The 14,487-nt window shown below is 66.6% G+C and carries 13 protein-coding genes; 7 read left to right on the forward strand and 6 right to left on the reverse strand.

The genetic code is table 11. The annotated features are described in order from the left end of the window. Positions 1–202: 202 nt before the first annotated feature. Positions 203–1,351, reverse strand: coding sequence for a Bcr/CflA family multidrug efflux MFS transporter (locus tag IB268_RS29345; protein ID WP_054451213.1), 1,149 nt, complete (start codon positions 1,349–1,351; stop codon positions 203–205). A 206-nt stretch (positions 1,352–1,557) separates the two neighbouring features. Between IB268_RS29345 and IB268_RS29350 the strand changes: the two genes are divergently transcribed. From IB268_RS29350 to IB268_RS29370, 5 genes are all read left to right on the forward strand, one after another. Further along, complete coding sequence (locus tag IB268_RS29350; RefSeq protein WP_175182080.1) at positions 1,558–2,820, forward strand: class I SAM-dependent methyltransferase; 1,263 nt, start codon at positions 1,558–1,560, stop codon at positions 2,818–2,820. A gap of 516 nt (positions 2,821–3,336) precedes the next feature. Beyond that, positions 3,337–4,338 (forward strand): ABC transporter substrate-binding protein, encoded by a 1,002-nt coding sequence (locus tag IB268_RS29355; protein WP_054451214.1) that lies wholly within the window; start codon positions 3,337–3,339, stop codon positions 4,336–4,338. A gap of 235 nt (positions 4,339–4,573) precedes the next feature. Continuing rightward, positions 4,574–5,431, forward strand: coding sequence for a proline/glycine betaine ABC transporter permease (locus tag IB268_RS29360; protein WP_054451215.1), 858 nt, complete (start codon positions 4,574–4,576; stop codon positions 5,429–5,431). Then, complete coding sequence (locus IB268_RS29365) at positions 5,428–6,687, forward strand: glycine betaine/L-proline ABC transporter ATP-binding protein (RefSeq protein WP_054451216.1); 1,260 nt, start codon at positions 5,428–5,430, stop codon at positions 6,685–6,687. The genes IB268_RS29360 and IB268_RS29365 overlap by 4 nt, the downstream gene beginning before the upstream one ends. A 120-nt stretch (positions 6,688–6,807) precedes the next feature. Continuing rightward, complete coding sequence (locus IB268_RS29370; protein WP_054451217.1) at positions 6,808–7,182, forward strand: tautomerase family protein; 375 nt, start codon at positions 6,808–6,810, stop codon at positions 7,180–7,182. Between the two features lie 77 nt (positions 7,183–7,259). Here the strand turns inward: IB268_RS29370 and IB268_RS29375 are convergent, their stop codons facing one another. The 3 genes from IB268_RS29375 to IB268_RS29385 form a co-directional block, all read right to left on the reverse strand. After that, positions 7,260–8,225 (reverse strand): tripartite tricarboxylate transporter substrate binding protein, encoded by a 966-nt coding sequence (locus IB268_RS29375; protein ID WP_125471078.1) that lies wholly within the window; start codon positions 8,223–8,225, stop codon positions 7,260–7,262. 89 nt (positions 8,226–8,314) lie between these two features. Beyond that, on the reverse strand, positions 8,315–8,791 hold the full coding sequence (locus tag IB268_RS29380; protein WP_192355211.1) for a MaoC family dehydratase: 477 nt from the start codon (positions 8,789–8,791) through the stop codon (positions 8,315–8,317). After that, on the reverse strand, positions 8,788–10,035 hold the full coding sequence (locus IB268_RS29385; protein WP_192355212.1) for a CaiB/BaiF CoA-transferase family protein: 1,248 nt from the start codon (positions 10,033–10,035) through the stop codon (positions 8,788–8,790). Before IB268_RS29385 ends, IB268_RS29380 begins: the two co-directional genes overlap by 4 nt. A 71-nt stretch (positions 10,036–10,106) precedes the next feature. Between IB268_RS29385 and IB268_RS29390 the strand changes: the two genes are divergently transcribed. Further along, positions 10,107–11,003: a LysR family transcriptional regulator gene (locus IB268_RS29390; RefSeq protein WP_225589079.1), complete on the forward strand. Its 897-nt coding sequence runs from the start codon at positions 10,107–10,109 to the stop codon at positions 11,001–11,003. An 8-nt stretch (positions 11,004–11,011) separates the two neighbouring features. Here the strand turns inward: IB268_RS29390 and IB268_RS29395 are convergent, their stop codons facing one another. Together IB268_RS29395 and IB268_RS29400 are read right to left on the reverse strand one after the other, a co-directional pair. Beyond that, complete coding sequence (locus IB268_RS29395) at positions 11,012–12,004, reverse strand: tripartite tricarboxylate transporter substrate binding protein (protein ID WP_192353515.1); 993 nt, start codon at positions 12,002–12,004, stop codon at positions 11,012–11,014. 58 nt (positions 12,005–12,062) lie between these two features. After that, positions 12,063–13,262 (reverse strand): CaiB/BaiF CoA-transferase family protein, encoded by a 1,200-nt coding sequence (locus tag IB268_RS29400; protein WP_192355213.1) that lies wholly within the window; start codon positions 13,260–13,262, stop codon positions 12,063–12,065. Positions 13,263–13,422: 160 nt separating this feature from the next. On the opposite strand from IB268_RS29400, the gene IB268_RS29405 reads away from it, so the two are divergent. Further along, complete coding sequence (locus IB268_RS29405) at positions 13,423–14,472, forward strand: AraC family transcriptional regulator (protein WP_119451015.1); 1,050 nt, start codon at positions 13,423–13,425, stop codon at positions 14,470–14,472. The last annotated feature ends 15 nt before the right edge of the window (positions 14,473–14,487 follow it).

Here is a 14,487-nt window from a genome sequence, read left to right on the forward strand (position 1 = left end):
TGGTCCGCCCCAGTGCTTATACCCGCTGCCTGCCACCCGCGGAATTCTTGGAAGAATCTCTGGGATTTCCTAAGAAAATCGCCAGACGTTGCGCGGTTGGGGTCAGAGTGCTGAACTACAAAGCATAGTAGTCCGGCACGGGAAACTTCATGTGAAGACTTAGATTCTAATACGAAAAGCCTAAATAAATCAAGCGGCCAGGCTACTTGGTGTGCGATTGCGCCACGCGGCCCGAGATCCAGGACAGGCAGGCGCAGGCCGCCAGCGTGGTCGTCAGGGGCAGGGCGCTGTCGGTCTGCCAGGCGCTGACGGCGAAACCGGCCAGCGCGCCGCAGGACAATTGCAGCGTCCCCAACAGCGCGGAAGCCGCGCCCAGCCGCTTGCCCTGGTCCGCCAGCGCCAGCGCCGCCGAGTTGGGATTCACGAAGCCCTGGCTGCCCATGTAGCAGATCAGGCACAGCATCAGAAGGGGCAGGGTCATCCAGCCGCCCAGCGTCAGCGCGACCGCCGCCAGGCTGGCGCAGGCCAGCGAGGTGAGGGCGCGGCGCTGCAACTGGCGCGGCGTGTAGGTGCGCAGCAGGCGCGCGCTGATCTGCGAGCAGACGATGAGCGAGAGCGCGTTGGTGCCGAACAGCAGGCCGTAGTACTGGGGCGGCACGCCGTAGAGTTCGATGAAGACGCGCGGCGAGCCGATGATGTAGGCGAACATGCCGGCCTGGCCGAAACCGCCGGCCAGGCTGTGCGCCATGAAGCCGCGATGCGCGAACAGGTCGCGGTAGTTGCGCAGGATGGTTTCCCAGCGCAGGGGCACCACGCGTTCAGGCGCCAGCGATTCCTTCATGATCAGGATCACGGCAGCCATCAACATCGCGCCGCCGGCCAGCATGACCCAGAACAGGCTGCGCCACGAGGTGATGGCAAGCAGTTGGCCGCCCGCCAGGGGCGCGAGAATGGGGGCCAGGCCCATGATGAGCATCAGCAGCGACATGGCGCGCGCGGCTTCATGGGTTTCGTAGTGGTCGCGGATGACCGCGCGCGGGATCACAATGCCGGCGGCCCCGCCCATGGCCTGCACCACGCGCCAGCCGGTCAGCGCTTCCACCGACCCCGACAGCGCACAGCCCAGCGAAGCGATCATGAACAGCGTCAGCCCCACCAGCAGCGGCGGCTTGCGCCCGTAGCGGTCGGCCATCGGGCCATAGAACACCTGCGCCATCGCCAGGCCGATCAGGTAGGCGGCCAAAGTGCGTTCGACGTCGCCGCGCGACACGCCCAGGTTCGCCGCGATCGTGGGGAACGCGGGCAGGTACATATCGATGGCGAACGGACCGATTGCGGTCAGCGCGCCCATGAGTATCAGCCAGCCAGGCAGGCCGCTGCGAAAAGACTGTGATGGGGGCATGTGGATTGCGGGGTAGCGCAGTGACAGGGCCCGGATGCGGTTTGTTGCACGGTTTGGGCCAAGTAAACGACTGTATCACGGGCAACCTTACAAGCAAATTGCAAGTTTTTTCCGATAAAGTCATTGCGGTCCGTACGTATTCCAGAGGAGAAGTCGTGAATCCTTTGTTGTCTGTTGTGGAACGCAAACTCCAGGCCCTGCCGGTCCCGGTCCAGCTGGTTCTGCCCGACGGCGCCGTGCTGGGGCCGCCCGAACCCCGCGTTCGTTTCGTCACGCACGACAAGACTGCGCTGGCGCACCTGGCCGAAGGCGCAGTGGGCGTGCTGGGGCAGGATTACGTGGAAGGCCGCATCGACATCGAAGGCAATATGCGCGATGTGATGGCCGCGGCGTCGGCGCTGCTGCCGGGCTCGCCGGTGGACGCGGCGCGCGGCGGCTGGCTGACCGAGCTGGTGCGCAAGGTGGTGTCGGTCTGGCGCCATTCGGTCGAACGCGACGCCAAGCAGATCGAATTCCACTACGACCTGTCCGATGATTTCTACGCGCTCTGGCTGGATCCGCGACGGGTCTATTCCTGCGCCTACTACCGTGAACCGGGCATGACGCTGGCCCAGGCCCAGGAGGCCAAGCTGGACCACATCTGCCGCAAGCTGCGCCTGTGCGCAGGCGAGCGGTTCCTGGATGTGGGGGCGGGGTGGGGCGGCCTGCTGCTGTGGGCTGCCGAGAATTACGGCGTGGACGCCACCGGCATCACGCTGTCGCGCAACCAGCATGCCCATGTCAGCAAGCTGATCCAGGAGAAGGGGCTCGCAGGCCGGGTCCGCATGGAACTGCTGGACTACCGCAAACTGGACGAATCCGCGCCCTACGACAAGATCGCGTCGGTCGGCATGTTCGAGCACGTGGGCCGCGCCCAGCTCGAGGGCTACTTCGCCAAGCTGCGCCGCCTGCTCAAGCCGGGCGGACTGATCATGAACCATGGCATTACCGCGGCCGGCGTCTACAACGCCGAGCTGGGCAACGGCATGGGCGAATTCATCGAGAAGTACATCTTCCCGGGCGGCGAATTGACCCACGTCAGCGTGGTGATGGAAACCCTGACCAACGGCGGGCTGGAAGAGGTGGACGTGGAAAACCTGCGGCCGCATTACGCGCGCACCCTGTGGGCCTGGAGCGATGCGCTGGAGGCGCGCCTGCCTGAAGCGGCGCGCATCCTGGGCGGCGAGCAGGGCGAGCGTTCGCTGCGCGCCTACCGGCTGTACCTGGCCGGCTGCGCCATGGCGTTCGAGCACGGCTGGATCGCGCTGCACCAGATTCTGGGCCAGCATCCGGCGACAGGACGCGCCGATGAGCTGGACAATCCGCCGGACCTCGCCTACCCCTGGCGCCGGGACTACATGTACGCCAAGAACGAGTAGCGGTCAGCGGGTGTCCGCAGGATGGCCGGTTTCAATGGGTTTGACACCGGGAAGTGGGCCGAAACGCGTCCGCCCACTGGCCGGAAGCGCGATTTCCGGCCGATTCGAAACCGCTAAAGCGTATGGATATGAATTTATTATTTACTGAATGTATCTTTGCGTCTGAATCAAAATCCCCTAGGGAAAGCTGCTGTTTCACTCCTTGCGATTGCGGGTAATCCCGGACCGTTTTTTCCGGAAATGTATCTGATTCATTCCAGGGTGGGGTTGGGCTGAGCATCAATTTCGTTTAAGATGCTGGCTTCTTCGTTCAGTTTGTTCACTTTCTGTGGGTTTTCAAAAACTGCGTTTTTGAAGCTCCTGTCTTGCAAGATGCCGCACCCTCGCGGACCGTCTTGTTGCTAGTGTCGGTTTGTATTGGCGGTTCTGCCCGTCTTCCGCACAACCCCCTTAGCTCCATGGCACCTCCGGGCCCAAGCCTGGCGTGTGTCCCTGAACCTATGGAGGCAAAAGCCAATGCGTTTTACCCCTGTCAAGACCCTGGCCGCCGCGGCTGTGTTCTTCGCCTTTGCCGGTGCGGCCCAAGCCGCCGACGCCGTCCAGTGCGAAATCAAGCGCCCGGTCAATTTCGGCGCGATGAACTGGGAATCCAATCTGGTCCTGGTCGACGTCGAACGTTTCATCATGGAAAAGGGCTACGGTTGCAAGACCGAGACCTTGCCGACCGAAACCCTGCCCGCCCTGGCTGCGCTGGAGCGCGGCGACCTGGATATCAATACCGAGATCTGGCTGAACAGCGTCGCCGACCCCTGGGACCGCGCCGAGAAGACCGGCAAGGTCAAGCGCATCGGCGATCTCTACATGGGCGCCGAGGGCTGGTACATCCCGCGTTACACGGCGGAGCGCCTGCCCGAATTGAAGTCCGCCGCCGACCTGCCGAAGTTCAAGGACAAGTTCAAGGATCCGGAAGAGCCCGGCAAGGGCCGTTTCTACGGCTGCCCGGCAGGCTGGGGCTGCGAGATCACCAGCAACAACCTGTTCCACGCCCTGAAACTGGACGACAGCTACACCCTGTATTCGCCCGGCACGGGCGCGGCGCAGAAGGCGGCCCTGATGTCGGCCTACAAGCGCAAGCAGAACGTGGTCTTCTACTACTGGTCGCCCACGCCGCTGGTGGGTTCCATGGACCTGGTCAAGCTGGACATGCCGCCCTACGACGCCGAAAAGCACAAGTGCCTGACGTCGCCCAAGTGCGCCAAGCCCGAACCCAGCGCCTATCCCGACAATCCCGTCTTCACGGCGGTGAACACCAAGTTCTCCGAGGAAGCGCCCAAGCTCACCGAATTCCTGTCCAAGGTCTCGGTGCCGCTGCCGGTGATCAACGAAACCCTGGCCCACATGGAAGAGTCCGGCGACGAAGCCAACGCCGTGGCCAAGTGGTTCCTGAAGAACAAACCCGACGTCTGGACCAAGTGGGTCCCCGCCGACGTCGCCGGGCGCGTCCAAAGCGCGCTGTAACCCGCCATGTTCCTGGCTGCGCGCCGTCGCGGTGCGCTCCGGCCCTTCACGGGGCCGGATTTCTTGGCCAGGATGGCCGCCGGCCGGGCGCTCGCGCCCGGACCGAGATGCGCTGGCGCTGCCGGGATGGCCGGCCGTTTTCTAGCTGGAAGCCGCAAGCTTGCGCCGCATTGCCCGATTCCTGGGCATGCGGTCGCGGTCCGGGCGGTGAGTGCGCCAGAATGGAGTAGAACGAATGTTTCCTGAAATTATTCCCGCCCGGCAGGTCCGGGGGGCGATCGACGGCTTTGTCGATCACTTGGTCACCAACTATGCCGACACGCTGGAGACTCTGTCCCAGCCCGTGCTGCATGCCCTGGTGTGGCTGGAGCAGCTGCTGCGCAATTCGCCCTGGTGGGCGGTGGTCGCGGTGACGATCGCGATCGCCTGGGGCGTCAGCCGCCGCATCGGCCTGAGCCTGGCGATGGGCGCGCTGCTGTGCGTGATCGGCGTGCTGGGCCTGTGGGACGCCGGCATGCAGACGCTGGCGCTCATGATCATGGCGGCCGGCCTGTCGGTGATCATCGGCATCCCGCTGGGCGTGCTGATGGCGCGGGTCAATTGGCTGCGCTCCATCATGCTGCCAGTGCTGGACGTGATGCAGACCATGCCCAGCTTCGTGTACCTGATTCCCGTGGTCATGCTGTTCGGCCTGGGCAAGATCCCGGCCATCATCGCCACCGTGATCTATGCCGTGCCGCCGCTGATCCGCCTGACCGACCTGGGCATCCGCCTGGTCGATCGCGAAGTGCTGGAAGCCTCGCGCGCCTTCGGCGCCAATCCGCGCCAGCAGCTGTTCGGCGTGCAGTTGCCGCTGGCCTTGCCCAACATCATGGCCGGCATCAACCAGACCACGATGATGGCGCTGTCGATGGTGGTGATCGCCTCGATGATCGGCGCGCGCGGCCTGGGCTATGAAGTGCTGCTGGGCATCAACCGCCTGGAAGTGGGCCGCGGCCTGCTGGCGGGCTTGGGTATCGTGGTGCTGGCCGTGCTGTTCGACCGGATCACGCAATCGTATGGACAGCGCATGCGCATGGGAGGCCAGCGATGAGCAAGATCGAGGTCAAGAACATCTACAAGGTCTTCGGGCCGCACCCGAAGAAATGGCTGGAAGCCGCCCAGGGCGGCATGAGCAAGGAACAGCTGCTGGCCGAAAGCGGCCACACGCTGGGCCTGCGCGACATCAGCCTGTCGATCGAAGAAGGCAGCATCTACGTCATCATGGGCCTGTCGGGTTCCGGCAAGTCCACGCTGATCCGCCACTTCAACCGCCTGATCGAACCCAGCGCCGGCCACATCCTGGTCGACGGCGTGGACGTGGTCAGCCTGAACAAGCGCGACCTGGAAGTCTTCCGTCAAAAGAAGATGAGCATGGTGTTCCAGCGCTTTGGCCTGTTCCCGCACCGCACCGTGCTGGACAACGCCGCCTACGGCCTGACCGTGCAGGGCGTCGGCCGCGCCGAACGCGAAAAGCGCGCCCGCGAGTGGCTGGACCAGGTGGGCCTGTCGGGCTTCGAGAACCAGTACCCGCACCAATTGTCGGGCGGCATGCAGCAGCGTGTCGGCCTGGCCCGGGCGTTGGCCACCGACGCCGAAATCCTGTTGATGGACGAAGCCTTCTCGGCGCTGGATCCGCTGATCCGGCGCGAGATGCAGGACCAGTTGTTGCAGTTGCAGGCCAAGCTGAACAAGACCATCGTCTTCATCACCCATGACCTGGACGAAGCCCTGCGCCTGGGCAACCGCATCGCCATCCTCAAGGACGGCGAACTGGTGCAGGAAGGCACGCCGGAAGACATTCTGCTGAATCCGGCCAATGACTACGTGCAGTCCTTCCTGCAGGACGTGAACCGCACCAAGGTGCTCAACGCCACGCACGCCGTGAATCCGGCGCGCCTGACCCTGACCATGCGTTCGCGTCCCGCCCATGCCATGGACCGCATGCGCGCCCTGAGCTACGAGTACGCGCCGGTGCTGGACGGCAAGCGGCTGGCCGGCGTGCTGACCGCCGAGGCCGCCACGCGCGCCATCGAGGAAGGCGCGCGCGACATTTCCCGCTACGTCGAGGATCTGGCTTCCGTGCCCGCCACCGCTGGCCTGGGCGAGGTGCTGGCCCAGCTGGTGCACAGCGACCAGCCGGTCGCGGTGACCGGCGAAGACGATGAGTTCATCGGCATGCTGTCGCGCAAAAAGGTGGTGGAGCTGGTGACGCCGGCCCTGGCCGAAACCGCGCCTGCGGCGGAAGCCGCCGCTGCCGTCGACGCGCAGGAGCAGTCCGAACCCGAGCGCCGCGACCAGGCGGCCTGACAGGGAGAAACCCTAATCCGGATCGAGGCCGCGCGGCCGTCAGCGCGGTCCTGATCCGGATATGATGGTTTGCCGGCCGCCTGGGCCGGTTTCTCCTTTTTCGGAACATCGGAATCAGTCATGCCTATTTTGAATGTCCAGATCATGGAAGGCCACACGGCCGCCCAGAAGGCCGCGTTGCTGCAGGCCGCATCCAACGCCGTTGTCGAGAGCATCGCGGCGCCGCTGCCCAGCGTGCGCATCGTGCTTCAGGAAGTGCCGGCGGCGCATGTGATCGTGGGCGGCGAAATCGGCAAGGCCATGGCGCGCGTCGACGTCGCGCTGATCTCCGGCCGCGACGAAGCCAAGAAGGCCGCGCTGATCGCGGCGCTGAACCAGGCGGTGTGCGCCAGCATCGGCATCTCGGGCCAGGACGTGCGCGTGCTGCTGCGCGACGTGCCAAATACCGACATGGGCGCGGCCAACGGCATCACGGCCAAGGCCAACGGCCGCTGAGCTTTGCCGTCCGCCTGGCAGCTCAGACAGAAGCGCCCGCGATTCGCGGGCGTTTTTGCATCTGCCTTCAGCAACCGTCAGTCCAGCTTCACGTTGGCGGCCTTCACCACCTCTCCCCACCGCGCGATTTCGCTCTTGATGTAGGCGGCATATTCCTGCGGCGTGGATCCCAGCGCCTGCGCGCCTTGCGCCTTGAGCTGCCTGGTCATTTCAGGCGATTGCAGCGCGCGCCGGATTTCAGCGTTCAGCTTGTCGATGACCGGCGCGGGCGTGCCCGCCGGCACCACCACGCCTTGCCAGGCGCCCATCTCGAATCCGGGCGCCACCGTTTCCGCCACCGTCGGCACGTCGGGCAATTGCTCGCTGCGCGCGCCGCTGGTCACGGCCAGCGCGCGCAGCTTGCCTTCGCGGATGAAGCCCAGCGAATCGTTCAGCGTATTGGTCATGAGCTGCACCTGCCCGCCGACCAGATCCGTCATGGCCGGGGCGCTGCCGCGATAGGGGACGTGCACCGCGTCGATTTCGAGCGAGCGCAACAGCAACAAGGCGCCCAGGTGCGTGACGTTGCCGGCGCCGGCCGACCCATACGACAGCTTGCCGGGATGCTCGCGCGCATACTGCACGAAGGTCCGGGTGTCCGGCGCCGGCACGGACGGATGCACCAGCAGCACCAGCGGGATCACCGCCGTGGACGACACCGGCGCGAAGTCCTTGACCGGATCGAAGGCCAGCGACCGGTACAGATTGGGGCTGAGCGCGATGGAGGAGGTGTTGTACAGCACGGTGTAGCCATCGGGCTTGGCGGCAGCCGCGTACTGCATGCCGATGTTGCCGTTGGCGCCGCCCTTGTTCTCGACCACGACGGTCTGGCCCAGCTGGTCAGTCAGCTGCTTGGCCAGCACCCGGGCGACCAGGTCGGTCGGCCCGCCAGGCGGGAAGGGCACCACCATGGTGATGGGGCGTTCGGGCCAGGCTGCGTGGGCGCTGGCGGCGGCGCCCAGCGCGAGAATGGCGAGGCTGCCTGCCAGCAGTGCTTTCTTCATTGCTTGTCTCCTTGTGCTGTTCTTGTGACGCGGATCGCGTCCCGGCGCCAGCGCCCTCTACGGGGGGCGCTTGATCGCCTGATGATGGTTCAGGGCCTGCCGGCCAGCATGCGCGTGGCCGTGTAGGCCATTACCGGCTTGCCGTGCTGGTTGCGTACTTCGATGACCGAGGCGACCACCGCCCGGTTGTGCTGCGAGGTGGGACGTATGCTCGTGACTTCGATCTCCGCCCAGATGGTGTCGCCCGCGACCACGGGCGCCAGCATTTTCTTGTGGACTTCCAATAGCGCCAGCCCGGTGCCTTGCACCATGCCCTGCATGATCAGCCCCTCGATCAGGCCGTAGGTCAGGCCGCCGGGGGCGGGGCGTCCCTGGATCGCGCCGTGGGCATACGTGGCGTCGATGAAGATCGTCTCCAGCATGCCGGTCACGCTGATGAAGTTGACGATGTCGGTCTCGGTCACCGTGCGGCGGAAGGTCTGAAAGCGCTGGCCCACGGCCAGGTCCTGCCAGTAATAGCCCTGGCCAAGCTGCTTGATGTCGGCGGCGTTGCGGTCTGCGGTCATGCGGAGTCCTTGCGGTTGTTCGGGGTTGAGGGATGCGCGTCGCGGGCTGCGCCGGATTCCAGAAGCCCCGCGATCTGGGCTTCGTCCAGGCCGGCCTGGCGCAGCACGTCCAGCGTGTGTTCGCCCAGGCGCGGCGGCATCGCGGGCGGCACATGGGAATGCTGCAGACGCACCGGGTTGCGGGGAAAGCGGTAGCGGCTGCCGGAGGCGCTGTCGAGCGGCGCGAAGAAGTCCACGCTTTGCAGGTGCGGGTCGGCCTCCAGGTCCTGCAGGCGGTTGATGGGCGCGGCGGGGATTTCCAGGCGCGCGCACAGCGCCAGCCAGTAGGCGGTATCGCGCCCGGCCACGATGCCGGCCTGCAGTTCGTATAGCGTTTCGATGTGCCGCGTGCGCGACGCGATGTCGGTAAAGCGCGCGTCCTGCGCCAGATCGGGGCGGTCCGCGGCGATGAAGAAGTCGTGCCAATGGGCGTCGGTGTAGGGCATCAGGCAGACATGGCCGTCGGCGGTCTTGCAGGGCTTGCGCCAGGGCGTGAGCACGCGCGGATAACCGGCCTCGCCGGGCTCGTCGACCAGGTGCCTGCCGTAGTAGTGCTCGACCAGCGCGTAGGACGCCATGCTTTCGAACATGGGCACTTCCAGCTGCTGGCCCGCGCCGGTGCGCTCGCGCTGGAACAGCGCGGCCAGGATGGCGTGCGCCGCGATCAGTCCGCAAGTCTTGTCGGCGGCCACGGTGGGCAGGTAGCGCGGTGCGCCGGTCTGGCGGTCCACCAGGTCGGCCAGGCCCGACAGCCCCTGGATGATGTCGTCATAGGCGGGCTGGCCGTCGTAGGCGCCGCCCGCGCCGAAGCCGTACAGGCCGGCGTAGACCAGGCGCGGGTTGCGCGCGCATAGCGTGTCCGGATCCAGTCCCAGCGCGGCCATCTTGGCGGGGCGCATGCTGTGCATCAGCACGTCGGCCTGGTCCGCCATCGTCAACAGCGCCTGGCGCGCCGCGGCCTGCTTCAGGTCCAGCACGATGCTGCGCTTGTTGCGGTTCAGGCCCAGGAAGATGGCGGCCAGCCCGGGTTCCTGGGCGGGGCCGGTATGCCGCGTCGAATCGCCCGCAGGCGATTCCACCTTGATCACGTCGGCGCCGTAGTCGGCGAGTATCTGCGAGGCATAGGGGCCGAACACCACGGACGTCAGGTCCAGGATGCGCACGCCGCCCAATGCGCTGGCTTGGGATAGGGGAGTGGCTGTCATGGCGGAAATCCTATCGGCCGTCGGCATACGCGTCTAATATGGCGTAGGTATTGGGCGATATGGAATTTGTTATGGCTATCGATTTGCGGCAGCTCCGGCAGTTCGTCACCATCGCGGAGTTGGGCAGCTATCGGCGGGCCGCGGACACGCTGCACATTGCGCAACCGGCGCTGTCGGTCTCGATCCAGAAACTGGAACACGCGGTGGGCGCGCCGCTGCTGGTGCGCGGCCCCAAGGGCGTGACGCCGACGCCGGCGGGACAGGCATTGATGGCGGACGCGCGCCGTGCGCTGTTCCACGCCGACCAGGCGCGCCAGGCGGCCCGCCGCGTTGCGTTGGGCGAGTGGGGCACGCTGCGGCTGGGGTTTGTGGGTTCTGCCACCTACATGCTGCTGCCGCGCTGCCTGCCGGCCTTCCGGGCGCAGTATCCGGACGTGCAGCTGGACCTGCGCGAGGACAGCACGGTCGGCCTGGTCGCAATGCTGCGCGCCAACGATATCGATGCGGGCCTGGTGCGCGGTCCGCTGGCGGAAGACGCAGCGCTGGATTCCTGGGTGGTGGAGCGCGACGATCTCATCCTGGCCGTGCCGGCAGGGCATCCGTTGGCCGCGGGCGGGCCGGTCAGCCTGGAGCGTGCCCGCGCCGAGAACTTCGTGCTGTATTCGCCCCTGAAGGTGCCGGGTTTGCACGGCGTGGCGCAGGCGCTATGCCTGAAGGCGGGATTCTCGCCGCGCATCAGCCAGGAGGCGATACAGGTGCAGACGCTGATCAGTCTGGTCGCCAGCGGCATGGGCCTGGCGCTGGTGCCGGGCGTGACGCGCGCGTATTCCACCCCGCACGTGGCCTTCGTGCCGCTTAACGACGCCGACGCGCACGATGCGCTGTCCCTGTCGCTGGTGACACATCGCGACACGTCCTGCGCATCGGTGCTGCGCCTGCGCGACTGCATGCTGAACCCTGCGGGCTGAGGTCGCGGCTACGTCTTCAGGCCCAGTTCGGCCACGAATCTCTTTTCTTCCGCGACCTGCCGGACCGCGAAGTCGGTGTAGGCGGCGCTGTCCATCAGCATGTGCGGCTGGTCGGCGGTTTCCAGCGCGCGGTTGTATTCCGGATCGCGGGACGCGCGGTGGAATGCCTGCTGCAAAATGCGCGTGACCTCGGGATCCATGCCCTTCGGTCCGGCGATGCCGACTGGATTGGCCGCGACGATGGGATAGCCCAGTTCCGTCAGCGTGGGCACGTCGGGCACGCGCTTGGCGCGGGTTTCACCCAACACCGCGAGCAAGCGCGCCTTGCCGGTGTCTATCATCGGCCCCCAGCCCGCATCCGAGATCATCTGGATATGGCCGCCCAGCAGCGCGGTGGTCTCTTCGGCCGCGCCCTTGTAGGGGATGAAATTGAAGCGCGTGTTCGTCAGCCGCGACAGGCGCTCGATCGCGATGCGCCCCGAGCCGCCGGTGCCGGTGCCGCCGTAGCTGATCTTGTCGGGATGGGCGCGCGCGTCGGCGATCATCTCGTCCAGCGTGCGCCAGGGCGCGTCCTCGCGCACCACGATGGCGTACGAGTAGGCGGTCATGCAGGCGACGTAGGTGAAGTCCCTGAGCGGGTCGTAGTTGACCTGCTGCAGAAAGGGGTAGCGGAACAGCGTGCCTACCACCACCGACACGGTATAGCCGTCGGGTGCGGCGGTCTGCGCCATGGCCGCCGGGCCCAGCGTGCCGCCTGCGCCCGGCCGGTTGGCAATCACGACCGTCTGGCCCAGTTCGCGCGAGGCAGCGATCGCCAGCGCGCGCATCTGGGTGTCCGTCGCGCCGCCCGCCGGAAACGGCACGATGAGCGTGACGGGGCGGGCCGGAAAGCCCGAGGCGCTGGCCTGACGCGGCAAGGCCAGCGTGGCGGGCAAGGCCGCACCCAGCTTGAGCAGGCTGCGGCGCAGGGGCGAGGGAAGGCTGCGATGTGGATCTTTCATGATTGTCTCCGTCCTGGTTATGGTCGCTTGGGTGGCGGGCGGGGCTGGCCGTATGTGCCTACAGCGCAATGCCGCGCCCGATCAGGCTGGCGACGTCCGGCTCGCTGTAGCCGGCCTCGCGCAGGATCTGATCGGTGTGTTCGCCCGGCAGCGGAGCCTGGCGATGTATGGCGAACTGGAAGCCCGACATCTTCACCGGGCTGGCCACATGGGTGTTACGGCCATAGACCGGATGCTCGGTCTGCAGCGGCATGCCGCGGGCGACGAACTGCGGATGCGTCAGGCCCTCCGCCAGCTTGAGCACGGGCGACACGCAGCAGTCGGCGCCTTCAAACAGTTCCAGCCAATGCGCCAGCGGCCGGGATCCGAAGATCTGCTGCAATTCGCGGCGCACGCGCTCCTGCTGCGTCGCGTCGCCGTCGCGGTGCAGCGGCGCCAGATCGGGGCGATCCAGCCGCCGGCACAGCGTTTGCCAGAATTTCAGCTCCAGCGCGGCGACTGCCAGATAGCGCCCGTCCGCAGCGCGGTACTGGCCATAGCAGGCCAGCCCGCCGGACAGGGTATCCGCGCCCGCCGGCCGCGTGTCGCCGCGGGCATTGAGCGTGGCCAGCGGCACGACGGCGCCGGCCAGCAGGCCGTCGGCAATGGCGATATCGATGTACCGTCCGCGCCCGCTGCGCTGGGCGTCGTACAGCGCGGCCAGGATGCCCATTACCGCCGTAAGCGAACCTCCAAGTATGTCGGCCACGGGCAGGTTCGACAGCGCCGGCAGATCGGGCCCGCAGCCCATCTGGTCGGCGACCCCGGCGCAGGCCGCATAGTTCAGGTCGTGGCCGGCGGCGTCGCGCTGCGGACCGTCCTGTCCGTAGCCCGTGATGCTGCAGTAGACCAGCCGGGGATTGTGGCGCGTCAGGGTGGCGTAGTCGGCCTGCAGCCGCGCGGCCACGCCTGGACGGAAACTCTCGATCACCACGTCCGCGCCGCGCGCCAGCGCGGCCAGCGCCGCCTGTCCCTCGGGATGCTTGAGATCCAGCCGCAACCCGCGCTTGTTGCGGTTGCAGATGGCGCGCAGGGGCGGCGGCGCATAATCGCCCGCCTGCGTATCCTCGATCTTGATGACGTCGGCACCCAGGTCGGCCAGGTATTGCGCGCCCAACGGGCCGGGCAGCAGCCGCGACAGATCCAGGATCCTGACGCCCGCGAGCGGGGCGGTGTTCGGTGTATCCAAAGAGGGACTCCCGTAAATACGAAGTGGCATGCCCATTCGGGGTTCGGGCCAGTCTAGGCGCGGCTTTCCGGCTGACCAATGGCGGATTCGCTGATTGCGCTTGGCGAGAATGCTCACGCCGGCCATTCCTGTGCGCGCAGGCTTTGGCTACCATCGATCCATCGGCGTACGCCGGCCGCTGGATATCCTCATGACCCATCACACCATCGCCGTGGGACATATCGCCCAGATCCTGCAAGGCGCGCGCAGCCGAGGCGTGGACGTGGACCGGGTCCTGACACGCGCCGGCGTGCCGCCGTCCCTGCTGCAGGCGCCGATGGCGCGGGTATCGCAGGCGCAGCTCGCACAGATCATGCGGACGCTGCGCCGAGCCACCCGGGACGACTTCCTGGGCATGGGCCAGCATCCGGTTCCCATGGGGGCGTTCGACCATGCCTGCCGGCTCGCGCTGCGGGAAGACACGGTGGGGCAGGCGCTGCGCGTGGCGTTCCGCTACTACCACGGCGTGCTGCGGGATTTCACCGCCCGCTTGTGCGTGAGTGGCGAGCGGGCGCGCATCGTGCTCGACTCGCGCGCGCCCAGCAGCTGTGCGCGCTGGTATGGCGAACGCTCCTTTCTATTCTTCACGCTGGGCGTGGCCAACTGGCTGGCGGCGCGGCGCATTCCCATCCTGGGCGTGGACTACAGCAGCGGCGCACGCAGCGCCGATGCGCACAGGCTGTTCTACGCGCCGGTGCGCTATGGCCAGCCGGTGACGGGCCTGTGGCTGGAGTCGCGCTGGCTGGCCTTGCCGGTGGTGCAGAACGAACAGACGCTCAAGCCGTTTCTGGCCAATGCGCCGTTCGACCTGTTGGTGAAGTACCAGGACCGCACCACCCTGACCGATCGCATCCGCCGCCTGTTGCGCAACGATCTGTCCAGGGAGTTGCCGTCGCTGATCCAGGTCAGCGCGCAACTGGCGATGACGCCGCAGACGCTGCGGCGGCACTTGCGTGAAGAGGGGCAGGGCTTCCAGGCCCTGAAGGATGACTTGCGGCGCGATGCCGCAGTCGAATACCTGGGCCGCCACGATCTATCCCTGATGGACATCGCCGAGCGTCTGGGCTTTTCCGAACCCAGCACCTTCCACCGCGCCTTCAAGAAATGGACCGGCGTGTCGCCGGGAGAATACCGCCGCAACCGCCTGGTCTGCGGCCCCGAAGGCCGGCAAGCCGCTGACACTTTTCGCCTATCGGTTTGACGCCTGCGGCCATTG

Source organism: Achromobacter sp. ACM01 (assembly GCF_014851745.1).
GTDB lineage: Bacteria > Pseudomonadota > Gammaproteobacteria > Burkholderiales > Burkholderiaceae_B > Achromobacter > Achromobacter aegrifaciens.

Coding starts and splice junctions, on each gene's coding strand:
- IB268_RS29400 (WP_192355213.1), bottom strand. CDS start 13,262: ATGCCACTTCGTATTTACGGGAGTCCCTCTTTGGATACACCGAACACC.
- IB268_RS29385 (WP_192355212.1), bottom strand. CDS start 10,035: ATGACAGCCACTCCCCTATCCCAAGCCAGCGCATTGGGCGGCGTGCGC.
- IB268_RS29395 (WP_192353515.1), bottom strand. CDS start 12,004: ATGAAAGATCCACATCGCAGCCTTCCCTCGCCCCTGCGCCGCAGCCTG.
- IB268_RS29370 (WP_054451217.1), top strand. CDS start 6,808: ATGCCTATTTTGAATGTCCAGATCATGGAAGGCCACACGGCCGCCCAG.
- IB268_RS29380 (WP_192355211.1), bottom strand. CDS start 8,791: ATGACCGCAGACCGCAACGCCGCCGACATCAAGCAGCTTGGCCAGGGC.
- IB268_RS29365 (WP_054451216.1), top strand. CDS start 5,428: ATGAGCAAGATCGAGGTCAAGAACATCTACAAGGTCTTCGGGCCGCAC.
- IB268_RS29390 (WP_225589079.1), top strand. CDS start 10,107: ATGGCTATCGATTTGCGGCAGCTCCGGCAGTTCGTCACCATCGCGGAG.
- IB268_RS29355 (WP_054451214.1), top strand. CDS start 3,337: ATGCGTTTTACCCCTGTCAAGACCCTGGCCGCCGCGGCTGTGTTCTTC.
- IB268_RS29360 (WP_054451215.1), top strand. CDS start 4,574: ATGTTTCCTGAAATTATTCCCGCCCGGCAGGTCCGGGGGGCGATCGAC.
- IB268_RS29345 (WP_054451213.1), bottom strand. CDS start 1,351: ATGGGCGCGCTGACCGCAATCGGTCCGTTCGCCATCGATATGTACCTG.
- IB268_RS29375 (WP_125471078.1), bottom strand. CDS start 8,225: ATGAAGAAAGCACTGCTGGCAGGCAGCCTCGCCATTCTCGCGCTGGGC.
- IB268_RS29405 (WP_119451015.1), top strand. CDS start 13,423: ATGACCCATCACACCATCGCCGTGGGACATATCGCCCAGATCCTGCAA.